This is a genomic window from Amycolatopsis mongoliensis, from assembly GCF_030285665.1.
GTDB lineage: Bacteria > Actinomycetota > Actinomycetes > Mycobacteriales > Pseudonocardiaceae > Amycolatopsis > Amycolatopsis mongoliensis.
Genome location: NZ_CP127295.1, coordinates 1,013,898 through 1,030,854 on the forward strand (window position 1 = coordinate 1,013,898; position 16,957 = coordinate 1,030,854).

Genomic DNA, 16,957 nt, shown 5'->3' on the forward strand with positions numbered 1-16,957 from the left:
CTCAACGATGTTCCGCCCTGCCCGAAAAACCAGAAGATGGCTGACCGCCGCCGCCGCGTTCGCGGTCGCGGTCGCCGGTCTCGGCACCGCCCCCGCCGCGAGCGCCGCCGACGCACCCCAGTGGCAGCGGCTCACCCCGCCGCTGTCGACGCCCTGGACGAAGGACGTCTCCCCCACCAACGCCCTGCCCGACTACCCCCGGCCGCAGCTGACCCGCGACCAGTGGCAGAACCTCAACGGTGTCTGGGAGTTCGCGAAGGCGACCCCGGGTGAGGCCGCCCCGGTCGGGAAGACGCTCGGCGAGCGCATCCTGGTGCCGTACCCGGTCGAGTCCGCGCTGTCCGGGATCATGCGCCACGAAACGAACATGTGGTACCGCCGCACGTTCGAGGTTCCCAAGAACTGGCAGATCGGCAGGGGACAGCGGCTGCAGCTGCACTTCCAGGCCGTCGACTACGACGCCACGGTCATCGTCAACGGCAAGACCGTCGGCCGCCACACCGGCGGCTACGACGCGTGGTCCGTCGACGTCACCGACGCGCTGACCACGAAGAAGACGCAGGAGATCGTCGTCGGCGTCGCCGACCCGAACGACCAGGGCGGGCAGCCGATCGGCAAGCAGCGCCAGCCCGGCGACGGCATCTTCTACACGCCGACCTCCGGCATCTGGCAGACCGTGTGGATGGAGCCGGTGGCGTCCGCGCACATCGACCGGCTCGACGTCACCCCGGACGTCGCTTCCGGCTCGGTCACGGTGAACGCCGTGGTCGGCGGGCCGGTGAAGCAGCGCGTCGAGGCCGTCGCCTACGACCACGGCCGCCCGGTCGGGCGCGTGTCCGGTGACGCCAACAAGCCGTTGAAACTCAAGGTGGACCGGCCGCACCTGTGGTCGCCGGACGACCCGTTCCTCTACGACCTGCGCGTCAAGCTGTCGGGCGGCGACGAGGTCGGCTCGTACTTCGGCATCCGGTCGATCAGCGTCGGCAAGACCGCCGACGGCAAGCAGCGGATGCTGCTCAACGGCAAGTTCGTCATGCAGGTCGGCCCGCTGGACCAGGGCTTCTGGCCGGACGGCATCTACACCGCGCCGACCGACGCGGCGCTGAAGTTCGACCTGCAGCAGGAGAAGGCGCTCGGCTTCAACATGGTGCGCAAGCACATCAAGGTGGAGCCGGACCGCTGGTACTACTACGCCGACAAGCTGGGCCTGATGGTCTGGCAGGACATGCCGGCGATGAAGGACGACATCGAGCCGTCGCCCGCGTCGCGCGTCAACTACGAGTCCGAGATGCGGCGGATGATCGACCAGCACCGCAGCTTCCCGTCGATCGTCACGTGGGTGCCGTTCAACGAGGGCTGGGGCGACTACGAGGTCGGCCGGATCGCCGACGAGGTCAAGTCCTGGGACCCGTCGCGGCTGGTGAACGCCGAATCGGGCGTCAACTGCTGCCGGTCCGAACCGGACAGCGGCAAGGGTGACATCTACGACGACCACACCTACACCGGCCCCGGAACGCCGATGCAGACCGGGACCCGCGCCGCGGTCGACGGCGAGTACGGCGGCCTCGGCCTCAAGGTCGACGGCCACCAGTTCGACCCGGCGGGCAGCTTCGCCTACGAGATGGAGCCCGACAGCGCGACGCTGACCCGGCGCTACGGCGAGCTGCAGCAGCGCCTGCTGCTGGTCGCCCAGCGGTGCGGCGTCTCGGCCGGCGTCTACACGCAGACCACCGACGTCGAGAAGGAGGTCAACGGCTTCTTCACCTACGACCGGCAGGTGAAGAAGATGGACTTCGCTGCGGTCCGCGCGGCGAACCTCGCGGTCATCAAGGGCGCCACGGGCGCTCCGGTTTCCGGTCCTTCGGTGCCCGCGGGAACGCCGGGGATCGACGGCATCGCGGCGTACCCGTTCGACGAGAACACGGGCACGGTGGCCGCGGACGCGGTCGGCGACCACGACGCGACGCTCGTCGGCGGCGCCTCCTGGACCGAGGGCAAGAGCGGTTCGGCGCTCGCGGTGAACGGGTCAGGCCAGTACGCCGACACGGGTGCCGCGCTGGTGAACACCGAAGGCAGCTACAGCGCGGCGGCATGGGTGAAGTTCACCGCCGTGGGTGACGGCTTCCAGACGATCGTGAGCCAGGACGGCCCGAGCAACAGCGCGTTCTTCCTGCAGTACTCGGGCCAGGACCACCGGCTCGCGATGAGCTTCGTCGGCACGCGGGCCCTGGCGCCCACGGCCCCGGAAGCGAACCGCTGGTACCACGTGGTCGGCGTCCGCGACGCGGCTTCGGGCACGCTGAAGCTGTACGTCGACGGTCAGCTGGCGGCCACGAAGAGCGTCTGCCTCGGCGACGCGTCGACGGGCCACACGGTGATCGGCCGCGGCAAGTACGGCGGCGGCCCGGTCGACTACCTCAACGGCGCGGTCGACCAGGTCCACGTCTACGACCGGGCCCTGTCCGACGCGGACGTCAGCGCGTTGTACAGCAGCGGCAAGTAGGCAACCGGAAGCACTCCTGAAGCGTGTGAGGCCCGGGGACCGCGATCGCGGTCCCCGGGTTTCGCATTTCAGGGGGTGAGCCTTTTGGGCTCTCGAAGATCGTCCCTGCCCGCCAGAACGGGCGTCCTCGCCGTCACCGCGGCGCTGCTGCTCGCCGGGACGGCGCTGCCGGCTTCGGCCACGGAGTACACGTCGATCCAGTCGACGTCGTGGTCGTTCATCGACTCGGCCCAGCCGGAGAAGAGCTTCGTCGACCCGGCCGGCGACGCGCCGATCGGCGCGAAGGTCGACCACGGCAAGAAGCACGTTTCGAAGTCCTACTTCACTTTCGACCTCTCCGGGCTGCGCGGCGCCAAGGTGCTTTCCGCGGAGCTGTCCGGCAAGGAGACGGCGGTCGCCGACTGCTCGGCGCCCCGGGGCACCGAGCTGTGGGTCACGGCACCGGCGAAGAAGGCACCGACCTGGAACGACCAGCCTCGCGAGCTGACCAAGCTGGCCGGCCCGGGCAGTCTCGACGTCTGCCCGTCGGACTACCTGGACTGGGACGCCGGACCGGTGCTGCAGCAGGCGATCGACGCCGGCCGGCCGTCGCTGACGCTGGTGCTGCGCCTGCCGGACAGCCAGCAGTACAACCCGCGGTTCGGCCGCACGTACCGGCCGCTGCTCTACGTGAGCCTGGAGAAGAACCAGCCGCCGACGACGCCGACCGCGCTGAAGACCGGCACGCACGCCTGCGCGGAGACACCGCTCGTCCGCCACGGCGGCGCCGCGATGTCGGCCACCGTCAGCGATCCGGACGACAACAGCTTCACGGCCGAGTTCGCCTGGTGGCCGGTGGACCACCCCGACCAGCGCGCGACCGGCATCGACTACGTCTACGGCTCCGGCGCGTACTTCGACCCCGACGCACAGCTCGCCGACGGCGTCACCTACGCGTGGCAGGTCCGTGCGAAGGACTCGCTGGCCACGAGCGCGTGGAGCGAGACCTGCCGGTTCACCACGGACTTCACCCCGCCGGCCACGGCACCGGTGATCACCTCGACCGACTACGTCTACGAGGTGCCCGGCAAGGGCGGCGTCGGCATCCCCGGCGACTTCACCCTCGACGCGGGCGGTGACACCGCGATCGTCGGCTTCCAGTGGCAGGCCGGCTACACCGACAGCGGCTACGTCGCGGCCGACCGGCCCGGCGGCAAGGCCACCGTCCGGTACACCCCGCGCGACGACGGCCCGATGAGCATGTCCGCGTACGGCCTCGACGCCGCCGGGAACCACGGGCCGTCGGGCGACTACCGGTTCTTCGTGGCCCGCAACGGTCCCTCGATGACGTGTACCCCGGCCCGGGCCTTCCTGGGCGAGACCCGGCAGTGCACGTTCGCCCCGCACGGCACCGACGGCGCGACCGCCTACGTCTACCAGATCGACGGCGGGCCGGAGGTCACCCTGCCCGCGGGCCCGGACGGCACGGCCACGATCACCGTCACGCCGACCGACGCCACGAAGTCCTACCGCGTCAGCGTGCGGGCCCGGATGACCAACGGGAACCTGTCCGGCCCGGGTGGCGGGCAGCTCGACATCGACCGGGGCGCGCCCACGGTCGACGTGCCGGCCGACGCCATGGTCGGCAAGCCGGTCGTCCTGACGCTGCACGCCGTCCTGCCGGGGTCGGCGTCGTTCACCTACGACTGGGACTACGGCGAGCCGGCGACCGTCCCGGTGGGACCGGACGGCACGGCACAGGTCACCGTGGTGCCGGACCGGCCGTACTACCACACGGTCCAGGTGTACACGACGACCGCGGCCGGGCTCGTGTCGGCGACGAACGAGGAGAGCGTCATGGTCGGCTCGGACGCGCCCTCCATCACGAGCACCGACTTCCCCGAGTGCTGCGAAGGCGGCTACGTCACCACGCCGGGCACGTTCACGTTCTCGTCGGCGCTTCCCGGCGTCGTGAGCTACACGTACTCGTACCTCGGGGCGGCGCCGGTCACGGTGCCCGCGGGGCCGGACGGCACGGCGAGCGTCACCCTGACGCCGCTCAGCACCGACACGCAGTACCTCGACGTGACGAGCAAGTCCGCCGACGGATGGGTGTCACAGCCGGGCTACTACCGCTTCTACCCGAAGTCGGCCGCCCCGCCGCTCGTCTGTGACGCGACGGGCAACCTGCGGCCCGGCCAGCTGGTCCACTGCACGCTGACGCCGGTCCAGCCGGGGTTGGCCTCGTACGGCTACGACATCACGGCCGACGGCGAGACGGGGCCGGACGTGGAGGTCCGGCCGGGCGCGGACGGCACGGGGGCGTTCGAGTTCACCGCACCGGCGACCGACACGAAGATCTGGCTGTACGTGGACGCGTGGAGCGTCAACGCGGCCGGTCAGCGCACGGACACGTCGTACACGAGCTACTACGTCGATCCGAACGCGGCGGCGAGCCGGAAGACGAACGCCGTCTGACGTGGGGCCGCACCGGGGAGGCTCCCCGGTGCGGCCCTTCCGTTGACCTGGAGCGTGCTCCAGCCGCTACCGTCGCCGACATGACCGAAGATCGCTTCGAACGCGGCCACCAGGCACTGATCGACCTCAACGGCGAGGAGACCGCGCAGCGTGTGCTCGACGGCCTCGCCGACATCTCCCCGAAGCTGGCCGACAGCCTCGTCGCCTGGGGGTTCGGCGAGATCTACACGCGGCCGCAGCTCGTGCCGCGGGACCGGCAGCTCGTCACGCTCGGCATGCTGACCGCGCTCGGCGGGTGCGAGCCGCAGCTGGAGGTGCACGTCAACGCGTCGCTCAACGCCGGGCTCACCCCCGAGGAGATCGTGGAGGCGCTGTTGCAGTCGGCCGCCTACTGCGGGTTCCCGCGGGCGTTGAACGCGACCGCCGTGGCGAAGAAGGTCTTCGGCGAGCGCGGGCTGCTGCCGGTGGCCGAGGCCCGCTCGTGAGGGTCGTCCTCTTCGGTGCGACCGGCATGGTCGGGCAGGGCGTGCTGCGCGAGTGCCTGCTCGACGAGCGCGTCGAGGCGGTGCTGGCGGTCGGCCGCTCCCCCGTCGGCACCGAGCACCCGAAGCTCACCGAGCTGCTGTGCGAAGACCTCTTCACCCTCGAGCCGATCACCGGCTACGACACGTGCTTCTACTGCCTCGGCGTGTCGTCGGTGGGCGTGGCACCGGAGGAGTACGAGCGGATCACCTACCAGCTGACCCTTTCGGTGGCCGGGAAGCTGCCCGAGGGCAGCACGTTCGTCTACGTCTCGGGCGCGGGCACCGACAGCACCGAACGCGGCCGGGTGCGCTGGGCGCGCGTCAAGGGCGCCACGGAGAACGCACTGGCGAAGCTGCCGCTGCGGACGTTCTCCTTCCGCCCCGGCTACATCCAGCCCCTGCACGGGATCACGTCGAAGACCCGGCTGTACCGGACGCTCTACCGCGTCGCGACGCCGCTGTACCCGGTGCTGCGGCGGCTGTTCCCCGGCTTCGTCACGACCAACCAGGAGCTGGGTCTGGCGATGCTGGAAGTCGCCGGGAACGGTTACGAGAAGCCGGTGCTCGAGAACTCCGACATCGTCACCGCCGCCGCGCGACGAGCCCGGCCAGCAGGTTCGTGAGCCCTTCGGCCAGCCCGTCCGCGAACTCCGGAGTCGCGCCCACCTCGGCCGCCGCCTTCGCCACGACGTCGGTCGGGTTCGCGAGCGGCCACGCGCCCGACACCAGGACCACGACCCCGAGGGCGAACTGACGGGCGCCGTCGGCCGACAGCTCCGGCACCCGCGTCCGGACCAGCACGCCGAGCCGCTCGGTGCTGGCCGCCGCGCGCCCCTTGAAGCTGCGGGCGAACTCCAGCGAGATGTTGCGCTCCAGCACCGGCGCCATCGAGCTGATCAGCTCGCACAGCAATCGCCGCTCGCCGAGCGTCACGGCGATCTTCCCCGCGACACGCTCTTCGCGCGCGAAGCCGGGATCCGCCGGCGCCGGGTCGCCGAGCAATCCTTCGAGGTCGTCGAGCCACGCCGTCCAGGCGGCGTCGAGGACCTCGAGGAAGATCGCCTCACGGCTGTCGAAGTAGCGGAGCACATTGGACTTCGCGAGCCCGACGCGGCAGGCGAGCTCCCGCAAGCTGATGTCGGCGACCGGGCGCTCGGCCAGCAGCTCCCGCGCGGCGGCGAGGATCGCGGTGCGGCGCGCCTCGATCTGCTCGGGCCGCCGGGCTCGCTGGAATCCGGCGCTCATGGCGCCGACAGTATCCGGTCAGCCGGTGGGCGCGGTCTCCCGGCGCGTCTTGACCCGCCGGTAGCTCCAGATCAGCAGCGCGAACAGGATCACCGACGACAGGATCAGGCTCGACCCGGTGCTCCAGCCGCCGAACGGCAGGGATTTCACCAGGCCCCAGACGATGCCCGCCGCCAGCAGCGCGAGCCCGGCCAGCACCGAGCCGGCGATCCGCAGCGGCGACGACACGCTGTCCTCGGCCGCCTTCATCGCCCGGTCGCGCACCGGGTCGACGTACCGCTCGAGCGCCGGGAACTCCGACGCCAGGAGCAGCAGCCCCGCGAGCACGAGCAGCAGTCCGGGGCCGGGCAGGACGAGCAGCAGCACCCCGACCACCAGCAGGACGGCCCCCGCTACCGTGATCGAGATCCGCTTCGCCTGTTTGCCGATGCCCACTGGGCGTCTCCCCTCGTTGTGCCCGATTGTTCCTGGTCGTGGCTCCGCGTGCCACCCACGAGTGCCCGGACCCTGGCCGCGGCCACGATCAGGCCGGCCGGCGCGACCACGCCGAGCACGACCACGAGCGCCGGCCAGACGTAGAGCACCTGGCTGTAGGTACCCCGTCTTCCGGCGAATACCACCCCGAGCAACTGCGGCAGGAACGCGAGCGGGACGAGCGGCAGCAACGGCGGCACGACCCGCCACCGCCGGGGCTTCCGCCCGGCCCGCCGGACGCCCACCACGGCGAGTCCCACCGCGAGCAACGCGAGCGCGGCGAGGATCCGGTCCGCGACCACCCCGGCCGGCAGCGCGGGCTCCGGCGAACCGCCCTGGAGGAGCGTGACCAGGCCCTGGGCGAGCGACTCGGCGTCGTTGTCCAGCGCGAGGCCGGTGTCGGCCACGACCGCGACGGCGTAACCGTCCGGCAGCAGGATCTGCGCGGCGGTGTGGGTGAACCACTCGCCGTTGTGGGAGAGCTGCCCCGGCCGGTAGGCGCCCCAGCCCAGTGCGTAGTCGCGGCCGGGCGCCGGGGTGTGCGCCAGCGCGACCGAGGCCGGCGACAGCACACCGCCGCCGTCCCGCTGCGCTGCCAGCCACTTCGCCAGGTCCTCGGCGGTGGTGACGACGCCGTGGCTGCCACCGGTGAACCAGTCCGGTTCGGCCGCCGGGACCTCGAACCCGAAGGCCCGGACGTACCCGGTGGTCCCGGCCGGCGGCTCGTCCACGGTGGAGCTCGACGCCATCCCGAGCGGCGCGAACAACCGCGTCCGCAGGTACTCCGCGAACGGCTGCCCGGCCACGACTTCGACGATCCGGGCGGCCACTTCGTAGTTCGGGTTGTGGTAGTGGAACTCCGTGCCGGGCTCGCTCGCCAGCCCGGCGTCCCGCAGCCGCTCGACGGCCTCGGCGAGCGTGTGCGGCTGCGGCAGCCTGAGGTCGGGGAACGCGGAGTCGGCCATCCCGGACGTCTGGTCCAGCAGCATCCGGACGGTGATCCGCGCGCACCGGGGGTCGGCGAGCCGGAACCCGGGCAGAGAGCGCGTCACGGGCTCGTCGAGGGTGATCCGGCCCGCTTCCACGAGCTGCAGCACCGCGAAGGCCGTCATGGACTTGCTCAGCGACGCGATCGGCAGCCGGGTCGACGCGGTGATCGGCGCGCCCGAGGCGTCGTGGCCGTAGCCGGCGACGCGGACGACGTCGCCGCCGTGCGTCACGGCGACCGCGGCGCCCGGCAGGCCCGTGTGGTCGAGGTAGCTGCGGACGTACCCGTCGACGTCGGGCGTCCCGGCGGCGGCCGCCGGGGTCGCGGTGCCGAGCAGGAGTACGGCGAGCACGAGGAAAAGCCTGGTCATGCGGGTCAAGGTAGGTTCTCGTCCCGGCCGCCGGCCGCTGCCGGACGACGTCGATCACCCCCTACTTTCGGCAGGGTATTGACAGCGCACCTATAGTCAACACATCGGTTGATAAACAGATTGGTTGATAAAGATGCCGGTTGACGAGGAGGCGCTGGACCGGGCGTTCACCGCCCTCGGCGACCCGGTCCGCCGAGCACTGGTCGCGCGGCTGTCACGCGGCGAAGCGACGGTCAACGAGCTGGCCGAGCCCTTCGCGATCACGAAGCAGGCCGTCTCCCGGCACATCCAGGTGCTGGAGCAGGCCGGGCTGATCACGCGCAGCCGTGACGGGCAGCGCCGGCCGTGCCACCTCGTGCCGTCCGCCCTCGAAGCCCTCACCGGCTGGATCGACACCTACCGGCTGGCCACCGAACGCAGCTACCGGCGGCTCGACGCCGTCCTGGACACCCTGGAGGAAACGCCGTGAGCACCACGATCACCGCCCAGCCGGGAACGCCGTTCATCGAGACCACCCGCGAGTTCGCGGCCCCGCCGTCGGCCGTTCTCCGCGCACACACCGACCCGGAGCTGATCGTGCAGTGGCTGGGCCCGCACGGCATGGAGATGGAGATCGTCGAGTTCGACGCCCGCTCCGGCGGCGGCTACGCCTACATCCACCGCGACGAGCGCGGCGAATACCGCTTCCGCGGCGTCTACCACACAGTGGACGAGGACCGGATCATCCAGACGTTCGAGTTCCTCGGCGCACCAGGCGAAGTCACCCTCGACTCGCTGACGCTGACCGACCTCGGCGGCCGCACGCGCATGGTGACCCACTCGGTGTTCCCGTCGGTCGAGGCGCGCGACGCGGCGCTGGAGAGCGGGATGAGCCGCGGGATCACGGAGTCGTTCGAGCGGCTCGACAAGGTGCTGGCAGACTGAGATGACCGGGGTCGTCGCGAGCTTCTGCATGTCACTGGACGGGTTCGTCGCGCGGCCCGACGATTCGGTGGGACCACTGTTCGACTGGTACACCGCGGGCGACGTCGAGGTGCCGATGGTCGGCTACCCGATCACCTTTCGCGTGGACGCCTCGAGCGCGGACTACTTGCGTTCGTTCTTGGACACGGTCCGCGGCGGCGCGTTCGTCTGCGGGCGGCGGGTGTTCGACCACACCCACGGCTGGGGCGGCAACCCACCGGGCGGCGGCGCGGCTTTCGTCGTCACGCACCGGCCTCCGCCTTCGGACTGGCCCGATTCCCGGTTGGCGCCGTTCACTTTCGTCTCTTCCGTCTCCCGCGCGATCGAGCTGGCCAAGGCGGCTGGGGATGGGACCGTGGGTGTCTCCGGGCCGAGTATTGCCCAGCAGTGCTTGAACCTTGGGCTTCTCGATGAGGTTCGGGTCGATCTTGTTCCCGTTTTTCTCGGTTCGGGAGTGCGGTATTTCTCGGGCGTCGGCGCGTCGGGGGCTTTGCTGGAGCGGGTTGAGGTTGTCGCCGGGTTGGGTGTTACTCACTTGCGTTATCGGGTTCGGTACCCACACTCTTAAAGATGCGGCTTCGCCGTTGCGTGGGAAATCGGCGCCTTCTATGGTCTTTTCCCGCTCGGTGCGGGAGCGCCGATTCCCCACGCAACGGTGTCCCTGCCGGGCTTCGTCGTGATCATCCTTTCGGTAACTGTTCAGGTCGTTTTCGGGCTGTGAGCGGGCCTGTGGGATGATCTTGTTGTGGGGGAAGGTGTTCGTCCGTCGTATGACGAGCTGGCCGCGCTGGTCGCAGCGCAGGCGGTAGAGCTCGCGCATGCGCGGGAGGAAATCGCCGCGTTGCGGGCCGAAGTCGCTGCGCTCAAGCGGCGGTTGGGCACGAACTCGGGTAACTCCTCGATGCCGCCATCGTCGGACCGGTTCGCCAAACCCGCCCCGAAGTCGTTGCGTAGCAGGACCGGCCGCAAGCAGGGCAAGCAGCCCGGTGCGCCTGGTGCGAACCTGTCGCTGGTCGAGAACCCGGACAGGATCGTCGAGCATGCGCCGTCGGCGTGTTCAGGGTGCGGTGCAGGTCTGCGCCGCACTGATCGTGCGGGGGTGATGCGGCGGCAGGTGGTGGACCTGCCCGAGGTGCGCCCGTCGGTGACCGAGCACCGCCTGCAACGGCTGCGCTGCCGCGGCTGCCACCAGGTCACCACCGCGCCCGCGCCGGCCGAGGCGACCGCACCCGCGTGTTACGGGCCGAACGTGACCGCGCTGGCGGTGTATCTGCTGACCTTCCAGCATATCCCGGTCGCGCGGACCGCGCAGCTGCTGGCGGACCTGATGGGGTTGCCGGTGTCGACCGGCTGGGTCGCCGGTGTCCTCACCCCCGTCGCCGCCAACCTCGAAGGGTTCGCCGAGCAGGTCGAGCAGGCATTGCGGGCAGCGCCGGTGGCACATTTCGACGAGACCGGTATCCGGGTCGACGGGAAGAACTGGTGGCTGCACGTGGCTTGCACCCCACACCTGACCGCCTACATGCCGCACCGGCAGCGTGGTGGCGAGGCGATGGACGAGTTCGGGATCCTCAACTACTTCCGGGGTGTCGCGGTCCATGACGGGCTGATGTCGTATCAAGATTTCGGACGCAAACACGCCCGCTGCAACGCCCACCACCTGCGCGAACTGGTCGCGGCCGGCGAAGCCCACCCCGAGCACACCTGGCCCACGATCGCGATCAAAACCCTCGAAGCACTCAACACCGCTGCCCATGCCGCGCGAGACGACGGCCTGGACGCCATCCCCGCCCACATCGTCGATCCGCTGATCTCCCGGTTCGTCCGCACCATCCATCTCGGCCTGCTGCTGCACCCACCGAGCCGGCATCGTAAGCAAAGCAAGACCCGCAACCTGCTGGTACGCCTGCGCGACTACCAGCACCAAGTGCTGCTGTTCGCCCGCGACCTCACCGTCCCGTTCACCAACAACCAAGCCGAACGCGACCTACGGATGATCAAGGCCCAGTTGAAGATCTCCGGCGGCTGGCGCACCCAGCACGGCGCCCAGGTGTGGTTGCGCGTGCGCGGCTACATCTCCACCGCCCGCAAGAACGGCCTGCATATCATCACCGCACTCCGCGACGCCGTCACCGGAAACCCTTGGCTGCCAACAACTATCGAAATGACCTGAACAGTTACTCCTTTCGTGTGATGAACATGTGTTCGGATGCCGGTAATCTTCGTGTGTGGACAGCGAAGCGGTGTGGAGAGCGGATGCGGTGGCCCTGGCCGACCGTATCTCCGCACTGCTCACTGTCGTGCGCTCTGTCGAGGCTGAGATCGGTTCTCTGCTCGTGGAAATCGAGTCGCGCGGGGTCATGGAACTCTTCGGCTACCGGTCTGTCGGCCGGTTGTTCGAGCATCTCGCCGACGTTCCCAAGGCCGCCGCCGAGAACGTGGTCAAACGAGCCCGAGCCCTCACGCCGAGCCGCAACCTCGACGGCACTCCCATCCCCGCCGTCGCTCCCGCCACCGGCGCCGCCGCGTTGGACGGCCGGTTGAGCACCCCGATGATCGACACCATCGTCGGTGCCATGACGCAAGTTCCGCCCGAGCACCGCGATAACGCCGAACGAGACTTGCTGTCCTTCGCCGAAGACGCCGGGCACAAGCAGGTCGCCGCACTGGGAGCCCGCATCCTGGCCCACCTCGACCCCGACGGCACCGAACCCGACACCGCCGAACCGGCCACGCCCAGTCGCGAGCTGTCGTTGCGCCGCAAAAGAACCGGGATCTGGGAACTTCAAGGCCGGTTCGACGACGAGACCGGCGCCCGCGCCAGCGCTCTGCTGGATTCCCTGGCCGAGCGCCGCAGAGCCGACGACGGCCCCGGCTTCCGTTCCCCGCAGGAACGCTATGGCGACGCGTTCTCCGACGCGATCGACTTGGCCCTGAATTCCCCGGACTTGCCGATGCAGGCGGGCGAACGAGCGCACGTGATGGTCGCGGTCTCGTTGGAAGACTTGAAGTCTGGTGTCGGTCAGGCGACGTTGGGCGATACCGGCCGCATCTCGGCGGCCGAGGCCCGGATCCATGCCTGCGACTGCCAGATCATCCCCGCGGTGCTGGGTGGCAAGAGCGAGCCCCTCGACCTCGGGCGTCTCCGGCGGTTGGTCTCACCCGGCCTCCGCCGGGCGTTGTACCTGCGCGACCGCGGCTGCGCGTTCCCCGGCTGCCATCGCCCGCCTCGCCACTGCCAGGGCCACCACATCCGGCACTGGGCAGAGGGTGGCCCCACCGAGTTGGGCAACCTGGTCCTGATGTGCGGGCACCACCATCGGTTGCTGCACCGTTCCGGTTGGCAAGTCCGCATAGCTGCTGATGGCTTGCCTGAGTTCTTGCCGCCGGTGTTCTTGGACAAGCGCCGAAAACCCAGGCGCAACAACCTCCACCAACCACTACCGTTCGCCGCCTGACCAACCGAAGATGGGAAAGGCCCGCAGCCACCGGCTACGGGCCTACCCCCCACGTCCCAGCCCACTATCGGCGGTTCGCAGCTCCAGGCCAGCTCATCCGCAACCCGCACAAAGCCCAGGGGACTGCGCCGAGTTTGGTTGACTCGCGGGCTGGGTGGGTCAGGCCGCGGTTGCGTGCCTGTTGATTGTCTCAAATTCGACCGGCGTGAGTTTGCCCAGACGAGTCTGCCGGCGCCGGCGGTGGTAGGTACGTTCGATCCAGGTCACGATCGCCAAACGCAGCTCTTCGCGATTCTGCCAGCGTTGCCGGTCCAGGACGTTCTTCTGCAACAGCACGAAGAAAGACTCCATCGCGGCGTTGGCACCAAACGCCTCGACCCGTCCCATCGATCCACGTAAACCATTGCGGTGTAACGCGTTCACGAACTTCCGCGACCGGAATTGGCTGCCCCTGTCCGAGTGCACGATCGTGCCGGCCGGCTCCCGCAGCCGGACCGCGTTACGCAACGCCGACACCGCCGATGACACCGTCATCCTCGAGTCGATCGAGTAGCCCACGATCCGGCCGGAGTAGACGTCCTTGATCGCACGGAGAGACAGCTTGCCCTCGGAAGCCTGGGATGCTCGGTGATGTCGGTCAGCCACAGCCGGTCTGGGGCGTCGGCGGTGAACCTCTTGTGCACCAGGTCGTCGTGCACCGGTGGCCCGGCCCGTCTGCTCAGGCCCTTCTTCTTCGCGAACACCGACCAGATCCTCTGCTGAGCACACACCCGCGCGACCCGCTTCACCCCGGCGGTGCTGCCCCGAGCAGGCAGTTCATCAGCGATGAACCGGTGCCCGAACGCCGGGTCGTCACGAGGGATGTCGAGCGCGACGTTGATCAGATAGGCGTCGTCGAGGTCGCGGCGGCTGAGCGGGGCCGCCTTCCAGGCGCAGTAGGCCTGCGTGGAGAACCCCAGGACCCGGCAGGTCACCGCGACGGGGAACCCGTCGGCGGTAGGTCTTTGACCAGCGGGTATGTCATTGTGGGGAGATTTCCTTGGCGAAGTACGCCGCGGCTCGGCGCAGGATTTCGTTCTCCTGCTCCAGCAGCTTGGTGCGTTTGCGCAGCTCACGCAGCTCCGCCGACTCCGTGGTCGTCGTGCCGGGCCGGTTGCCGTCGTCGGTGTCGGCGATCTCGAGCCAGCGGTGCAGGCAGGACTCGGAGATCCTGAAGTCTTTCGCGATCTGGGAGATCGGTGCTTCGCCCTTGCGGGCGACCGCGACCACGTCGCGGCGGAACTCCGGTGGGAACGCTTTGGGCATGGTGGTCATCCTTCCAGCGAGGAGCACATCCTCACAGGTCAGGAGGCAACCGAACCGGGGGGGCAATCCCCAGCGATTCCAACCCACCCCCGGACCGCCCGCAACCCGCGCAAGCAGCCAGCCGCTGACCCACACCCGGATCATGCAGAACCTGCAAGCGGGGCATCGACTCCAGACAGCCGACCCGAGGCACTCCACAGCTCGCCCCATCAGCAGCGCTACAGGCCGCGCAACTCCGCCGCGCAGACCATCCACATCAGCGCGGGGCCCCTGAGACAGCTCGCACCCCGCCAGCGGCAGCGCCCATCCCTCCACCCCAGGAAACAACCCCGGGCCAGAACCTGCACGAAAGCCCCAGTCCCGCAAACACATCCGCCCCAAGACCAAGGACACCCCTCAGTCGAGACAGAACTCGTTGCCCTCGACGTCCTGCATCACGATGCACGACTCGTTGAAGCCATCGGCCAGCAGCACTCGCTCCTGCACCGCCCCGAGCGCGATCAACCGCTCGCACTCCGCCTGGAGTGCGGCCAGGCGCTCGTCGCCCACCAGCCCGGTGCCCACCCGCACGTCGAGGTGGACCCGGTTCTTGACGACCTTGCCTTCCGGAACGCGCTGGAAGAACAGCCGCGGCCCCACGCCCGTGGGATCCGCGCAGGCGAACGCCGCGCCCTGGCGGTCGGGCGGCAGGGACCTGTCGAACTCGGCCCAAGTGGCGAACCCCTCCGGTGGTGGGGGGACGACGTACCCCAGCACCTCGCACCAGAACCGGGCGACACGCTCGGGTTCCGCACAGTCGAAGGTGATCTGGACCTGCTTGACCGACGCCATCCGCCCACCCTAATGCCACCCCCGATGCGCCGGCCGAACCGACCGGCGCATCCCGATCACTCCCCCGCGCCCGCCAGCAGCTGGTCGAACGGGACGAACTCCGGCTCGCCGGTCGCCGGCGGCCGTCCGGCGGCCAGCGAGGCCAGCTCCGCCCCCGCCTTCTCGATGCGCCGCTGCAAGGCTCCCTCTCCGCTCCCCCAGTCCGACGAGGCCGCATACACCCCGGTCGCGACCGGATCCGCCTTCAGGTACCCGAACAACGGCCGGAGCTGGTAGTCGAGGACCAGCGAGTGGCGTTCCGTTCCGCCGGTCGCTCCGAGCAGCACCGGCTTGCCCGCCAGCGAGTCCGCGTCCAGCACGTCGAAGAACGACTTGAACAGCCCGCTGTACCCCGCCGTGAACACCGGGGTCACCACGATCAGCGCGTCCGCGCCGACGACCGTCGAGATCGCCGAACGCAACGCCGGGCTCGGGAACCCCGTCAGCAGGTTCTTCGTCACGTCCAACGCGATGTCGCGCAGCTCGACGACCGAAACCGACACCGGCTCCGAGGCCGCGGCCGCGGCCGCGGCCACCGTGGCCGCGGCCAGGCGATCCGCCAGCAGCCGGGTCGACGACGGGACCGACAGCCCCGCCGTCACCACCGCGAGCTTCATACCGCCACCTCCGCCGAAGCCGAAGCCGCCGCAGCCGCCGCCAACGACGCGTGCGTCGGCGCGTCCGGGACGTGGGCCGGGCGCAGCGCGTCCAGCTCCTTGCGCAGCACCGGAACCACTTCCCCGCCGAGCAGGTCGAGCTGCTCCAGCACCGTCTTCAACGGCAGGCCCGCGTGGTCCATCAGGAACAGCTGGCGCTGGTAGTCACCGAAGTGCTCGCGGAACGTCAGCGTCTTGTCGATGACCTCCTGCGGGCTGCCCACCGTCAGCGGCGTCTGGTCGGTGAACTCCTCCAGCGACGGGCCGTGCCCGTACACCGGCGCGTTGTCGAAGTACGGCCGGAACTCGTTCCACGCGTCCTGCGACTTGGGCCGGATGAACGCCTGCCCGCCGAGCCCGACGATCGCCTGGTCGGCCGCCCCGTGCCCGTAGTGCTCGAACCGCTGGCGGTAGAAGGAGATGAGCTGCTGGAAGTGCTCCTTCGGCCAGAAGATGTGGTTGGCGAAGAAGCCGTCTCCGTAGAACGCCGCCTGCTCGGCGATCTCCGGGCTGCGGATCGAGCCGTGCCACACGAACGGCGGGACGCCGTCCAGCGGCCGCGGCGTGGACGTGAAGCCCTGCAGCGGCGTGCGGAACTTGCCGGACCAGTCGACGACGTCCTCGCGCCACAGCCGGCGCAGCAGCGCGTACTTCTCGATCGCCAGCGGGATGCCCTGGCGGATGTCCTCGCCGAACCACGGGTAGACCGGGCCGGTGTTGCCGCGGCCCATCATGAGGTCGACGCGGCCGTCGGCGAGGTGCTGCAGCATCGCGAAGTCCTCGGCGATCTTCACTGGGTCGTTCGTGGTGATGAGCGTCGTCGACGTCGAGAGGATGATCTTCGACGTCTGCGCCGCGATGTGCCCCAGCATCGTCGTGGGCGACGACGGCACGAACGGCGGGTTGTGGTGCTCGCCGGTCGCGAACACGTCGAGCCCGACCTCCTCGGCCTTGAGCGCGATCCGGACCATCGCCTTGATCCGCTCGTGCTCCGTCGGCGTGGTGCCGTTCGTGGGATCGGTCGTGACGTCGCCCACCGTGAAGATTCCGAACTGCATGACCTGCTCCCTTCGCGACCCCCATCTTACATGCGCATTCAACTACTTCCAAGCAAGAGATATTCCGGCCGTCAATGCCGGACGGG

General features: G+C 69.7%; 15 protein-coding genes and 1 pseudogene. 9 read left to right on the forward strand and 7 right to left on the reverse strand.

Translation table 11 applies throughout. The features are described from left to right. The first annotated feature begins 7 nt into the window (after window positions 1–7). The 4 genes from QRX60_RS04665 to QRX60_RS04680 all read left to right on the forward strand — a co-directional run bounded on the left by QRX60_RS04665 (window position 8) and on the right by QRX60_RS04680 (window position 6,107). Entirely contained in the window at window positions 8–2,503 is a 2,496-nt protein-coding gene (locus tag QRX60_RS04665) for a LamG-like jellyroll fold domain-containing protein (RefSeq protein WP_285999566.1), read from the forward strand. An 84-nt stretch (window positions 2,504–2,587) separates the two neighbouring features. Then, the gene (locus tag QRX60_RS04670; RefSeq protein ID WP_285999567.1) at window positions 2,588–4,960 is read left to right on the forward strand and encodes a DNRLRE domain-containing protein; all 2,373 of its coding nucleotides are present in this window, start codon (window positions 2,588–2,590) and stop codon (window positions 4,958–4,960) included. Between the two features lie 80 nt (window positions 4,961–5,040). Beyond that, entirely contained in the window at window positions 5,041–5,445 is a 405-nt protein-coding gene (locus QRX60_RS04675) for a carboxymuconolactone decarboxylase family protein (protein ID WP_285999568.1), read from the forward strand. Beyond that, window positions 5,442–6,107 (forward strand): Rossmann-fold NAD(P)-binding domain-containing protein, encoded by a 666-nt coding sequence (locus QRX60_RS04680; protein ID WP_285999569.1) that lies wholly within the window; start codon window positions 5,442–5,444, stop codon window positions 6,105–6,107. The genes QRX60_RS04675 and QRX60_RS04680 overlap by 4 nt, the downstream gene beginning before the upstream one ends. Here the strand turns inward: QRX60_RS04680 and QRX60_RS04685 are convergent. Genes QRX60_RS04685 through QRX60_RS04695 form a run of 3 tightly spaced genes read right to left on the reverse strand, consistent with a single transcriptional unit; the run spans window position 6,067 to window position 8,561 of the window. Beyond that, complete coding sequence (locus QRX60_RS04685) at window positions 6,067–6,729, reverse strand: TetR/AcrR family transcriptional regulator (RefSeq protein WP_285999570.1); 663 nt, start codon at window positions 6,727–6,729, stop codon at window positions 6,067–6,069. The genes QRX60_RS04680 and QRX60_RS04685 overlap by 41 nt on opposite strands. Before the next feature lie 18 nt (window positions 6,730–6,747). Next, entirely contained in the window at window positions 6,748–7,164 is a 417-nt protein-coding gene (locus QRX60_RS04690) for a PGPGW domain-containing protein (protein ID WP_285999571.1), read from the reverse strand. Continuing rightward, a complete protein-coding gene (locus tag QRX60_RS04695; protein ID WP_285999572.1) occupies window positions 7,122–8,561 on the reverse strand; it encodes a serine hydrolase domain-containing protein in 1,440 nt (479 codons plus the stop codon). Before QRX60_RS04695 ends, QRX60_RS04690 begins: the two co-directional genes overlap by 43 nt. A gap of 133 nt (window positions 8,562–8,694) precedes the next feature. On the opposite strand from QRX60_RS04695, the gene QRX60_RS04700 reads away from it, so the two are divergent. From QRX60_RS04700 to QRX60_RS04720, 5 genes are all read left to right on the forward strand, one after another. Continuing rightward, entirely contained in the window at window positions 8,695–9,030 is a 336-nt protein-coding gene (locus QRX60_RS04700) for an ArsR/SmtB family transcription factor (RefSeq protein WP_285999573.1), read from the forward strand. Beyond that, entirely contained in the window at window positions 9,027–9,485 is a 459-nt protein-coding gene (locus QRX60_RS04705) for an SRPBCC family protein (RefSeq protein ID WP_285999574.1), read from the forward strand. Before QRX60_RS04700 ends, QRX60_RS04705 begins: the two co-directional genes overlap by 4 nt. A gap of 1 nt (window position 9,486) precedes the next feature. Next, window positions 9,487–10,092 (forward strand): dihydrofolate reductase family protein, encoded by a 606-nt coding sequence (locus QRX60_RS04710; RefSeq protein WP_285999575.1) that lies wholly within the window; start codon window positions 9,487–9,489, stop codon window positions 10,090–10,092. Window positions 10,093–10,269: 177 nt separating this feature from the next. Then, a complete protein-coding gene (tnpC, locus tag QRX60_RS04715; RefSeq protein ID WP_285997055.1) occupies window positions 10,270–11,697 on the forward strand; it encodes an IS66 family transposase in 1,428 nt (475 codons plus the stop codon). 55 nt (window positions 11,698–11,752) lie between these two features. Beyond that, window positions 11,753–12,982, forward strand: coding sequence for an HNH endonuclease signature motif containing protein (locus QRX60_RS04720; protein WP_285999576.1), 1,230 nt, complete (start codon window positions 11,753–11,755; stop codon window positions 12,980–12,982). Between the two features lie 159 nt (window positions 12,983–13,141). On the opposite strand, the pseudogene QRX60_RS04725 reads toward QRX60_RS04720, so the two are convergent. The 4 genes and pseudogenes from QRX60_RS04725 to QRX60_RS04740 all read right to left on the reverse strand — a co-directional run bounded on the left by QRX60_RS04725 (window position 13,142) and on the right by QRX60_RS04740 (window position 16,871). Further along, window positions 13,142–14,287: pseudogene (locus tag QRX60_RS04725) on the reverse strand (IS3 family transposase). Window positions 14,288–14,683: 396 nt separating this feature from the next. Next, window positions 14,684–15,118, reverse strand: a complete 435-nt coding sequence (locus QRX60_RS04730; protein WP_285999577.1) for a VOC family protein — start codon at window positions 15,116–15,118, stop codon at window positions 14,684–14,686. A gap of 56 nt (window positions 15,119–15,174) precedes the next feature. Beyond that, entirely contained in the window at window positions 15,175–15,774 is a 600-nt protein-coding gene (locus QRX60_RS04735; RefSeq protein WP_285999578.1) for an FMN reductase, read from the reverse strand. Beyond that, a complete protein-coding gene (locus QRX60_RS04740) occupies window positions 15,771–16,871 on the reverse strand; it encodes an LLM class flavin-dependent oxidoreductase (protein ID WP_285999579.1) in 1,101 nt (366 codons plus the stop codon). Before QRX60_RS04740 ends, QRX60_RS04735 begins: the two co-directional genes overlap by 4 nt. Between the last annotated feature and the right edge of the window lie 86 nt (window positions 16,872–16,957).

Bases quoted from the DNA above. Each gene is read 5' to 3' on its own strand.
- QRX60_RS04730 (WP_285999577.1), bottom strand. From the start codon at position 15,118: ATGGCGTCGGTCAAGCAGGTCCAGATCACCTTCGACTGTGCGGAACCC.
- QRX60_RS04710 (WP_285999575.1), top strand. From the start codon at position 9,487: ATGACCGGGGTCGTCGCGAGCTTCTGCATGTCACTGGACGGGTTCGTC.
- QRX60_RS04665 (WP_285999566.1), top strand. From the start codon at position 8: ATGTTCCGCCCTGCCCGAAAAACCAGAAGATGGCTGACCGCCGCCGCC.
- QRX60_RS04695 (WP_285999572.1), bottom strand. From the start codon at position 8,561: ATGACCAGGCTTTTCCTCGTGCTCGCCGTACTCCTGCTCGGCACCGCG.
- QRX60_RS04740 (WP_285999579.1), bottom strand. From the start codon at position 16,871: ATGCAGTTCGGAATCTTCACGGTGGGCGACGTCACGACCGATCCCACG.
- QRX60_RS04685 (WP_285999570.1), bottom strand. From the start codon at position 6,729: ATGAGCGCCGGATTCCAGCGAGCCCGGCGGCCCGAGCAGATCGAGGCG.
- QRX60_RS04700 (WP_285999573.1), top strand. From the start codon at position 8,695: ATGCCGGTTGACGAGGAGGCGCTGGACCGGGCGTTCACCGCCCTCGGC.
- QRX60_RS04735 (WP_285999578.1), bottom strand. From the start codon at position 15,774: ATGAAGCTCGCGGTGGTGACGGCGGGGCTGTCGGTCCCGTCGTCGACC.
- QRX60_RS04675 (WP_285999568.1), top strand. From the start codon at position 5,041: ATGACCGAAGATCGCTTCGAACGCGGCCACCAGGCACTGATCGACCTC.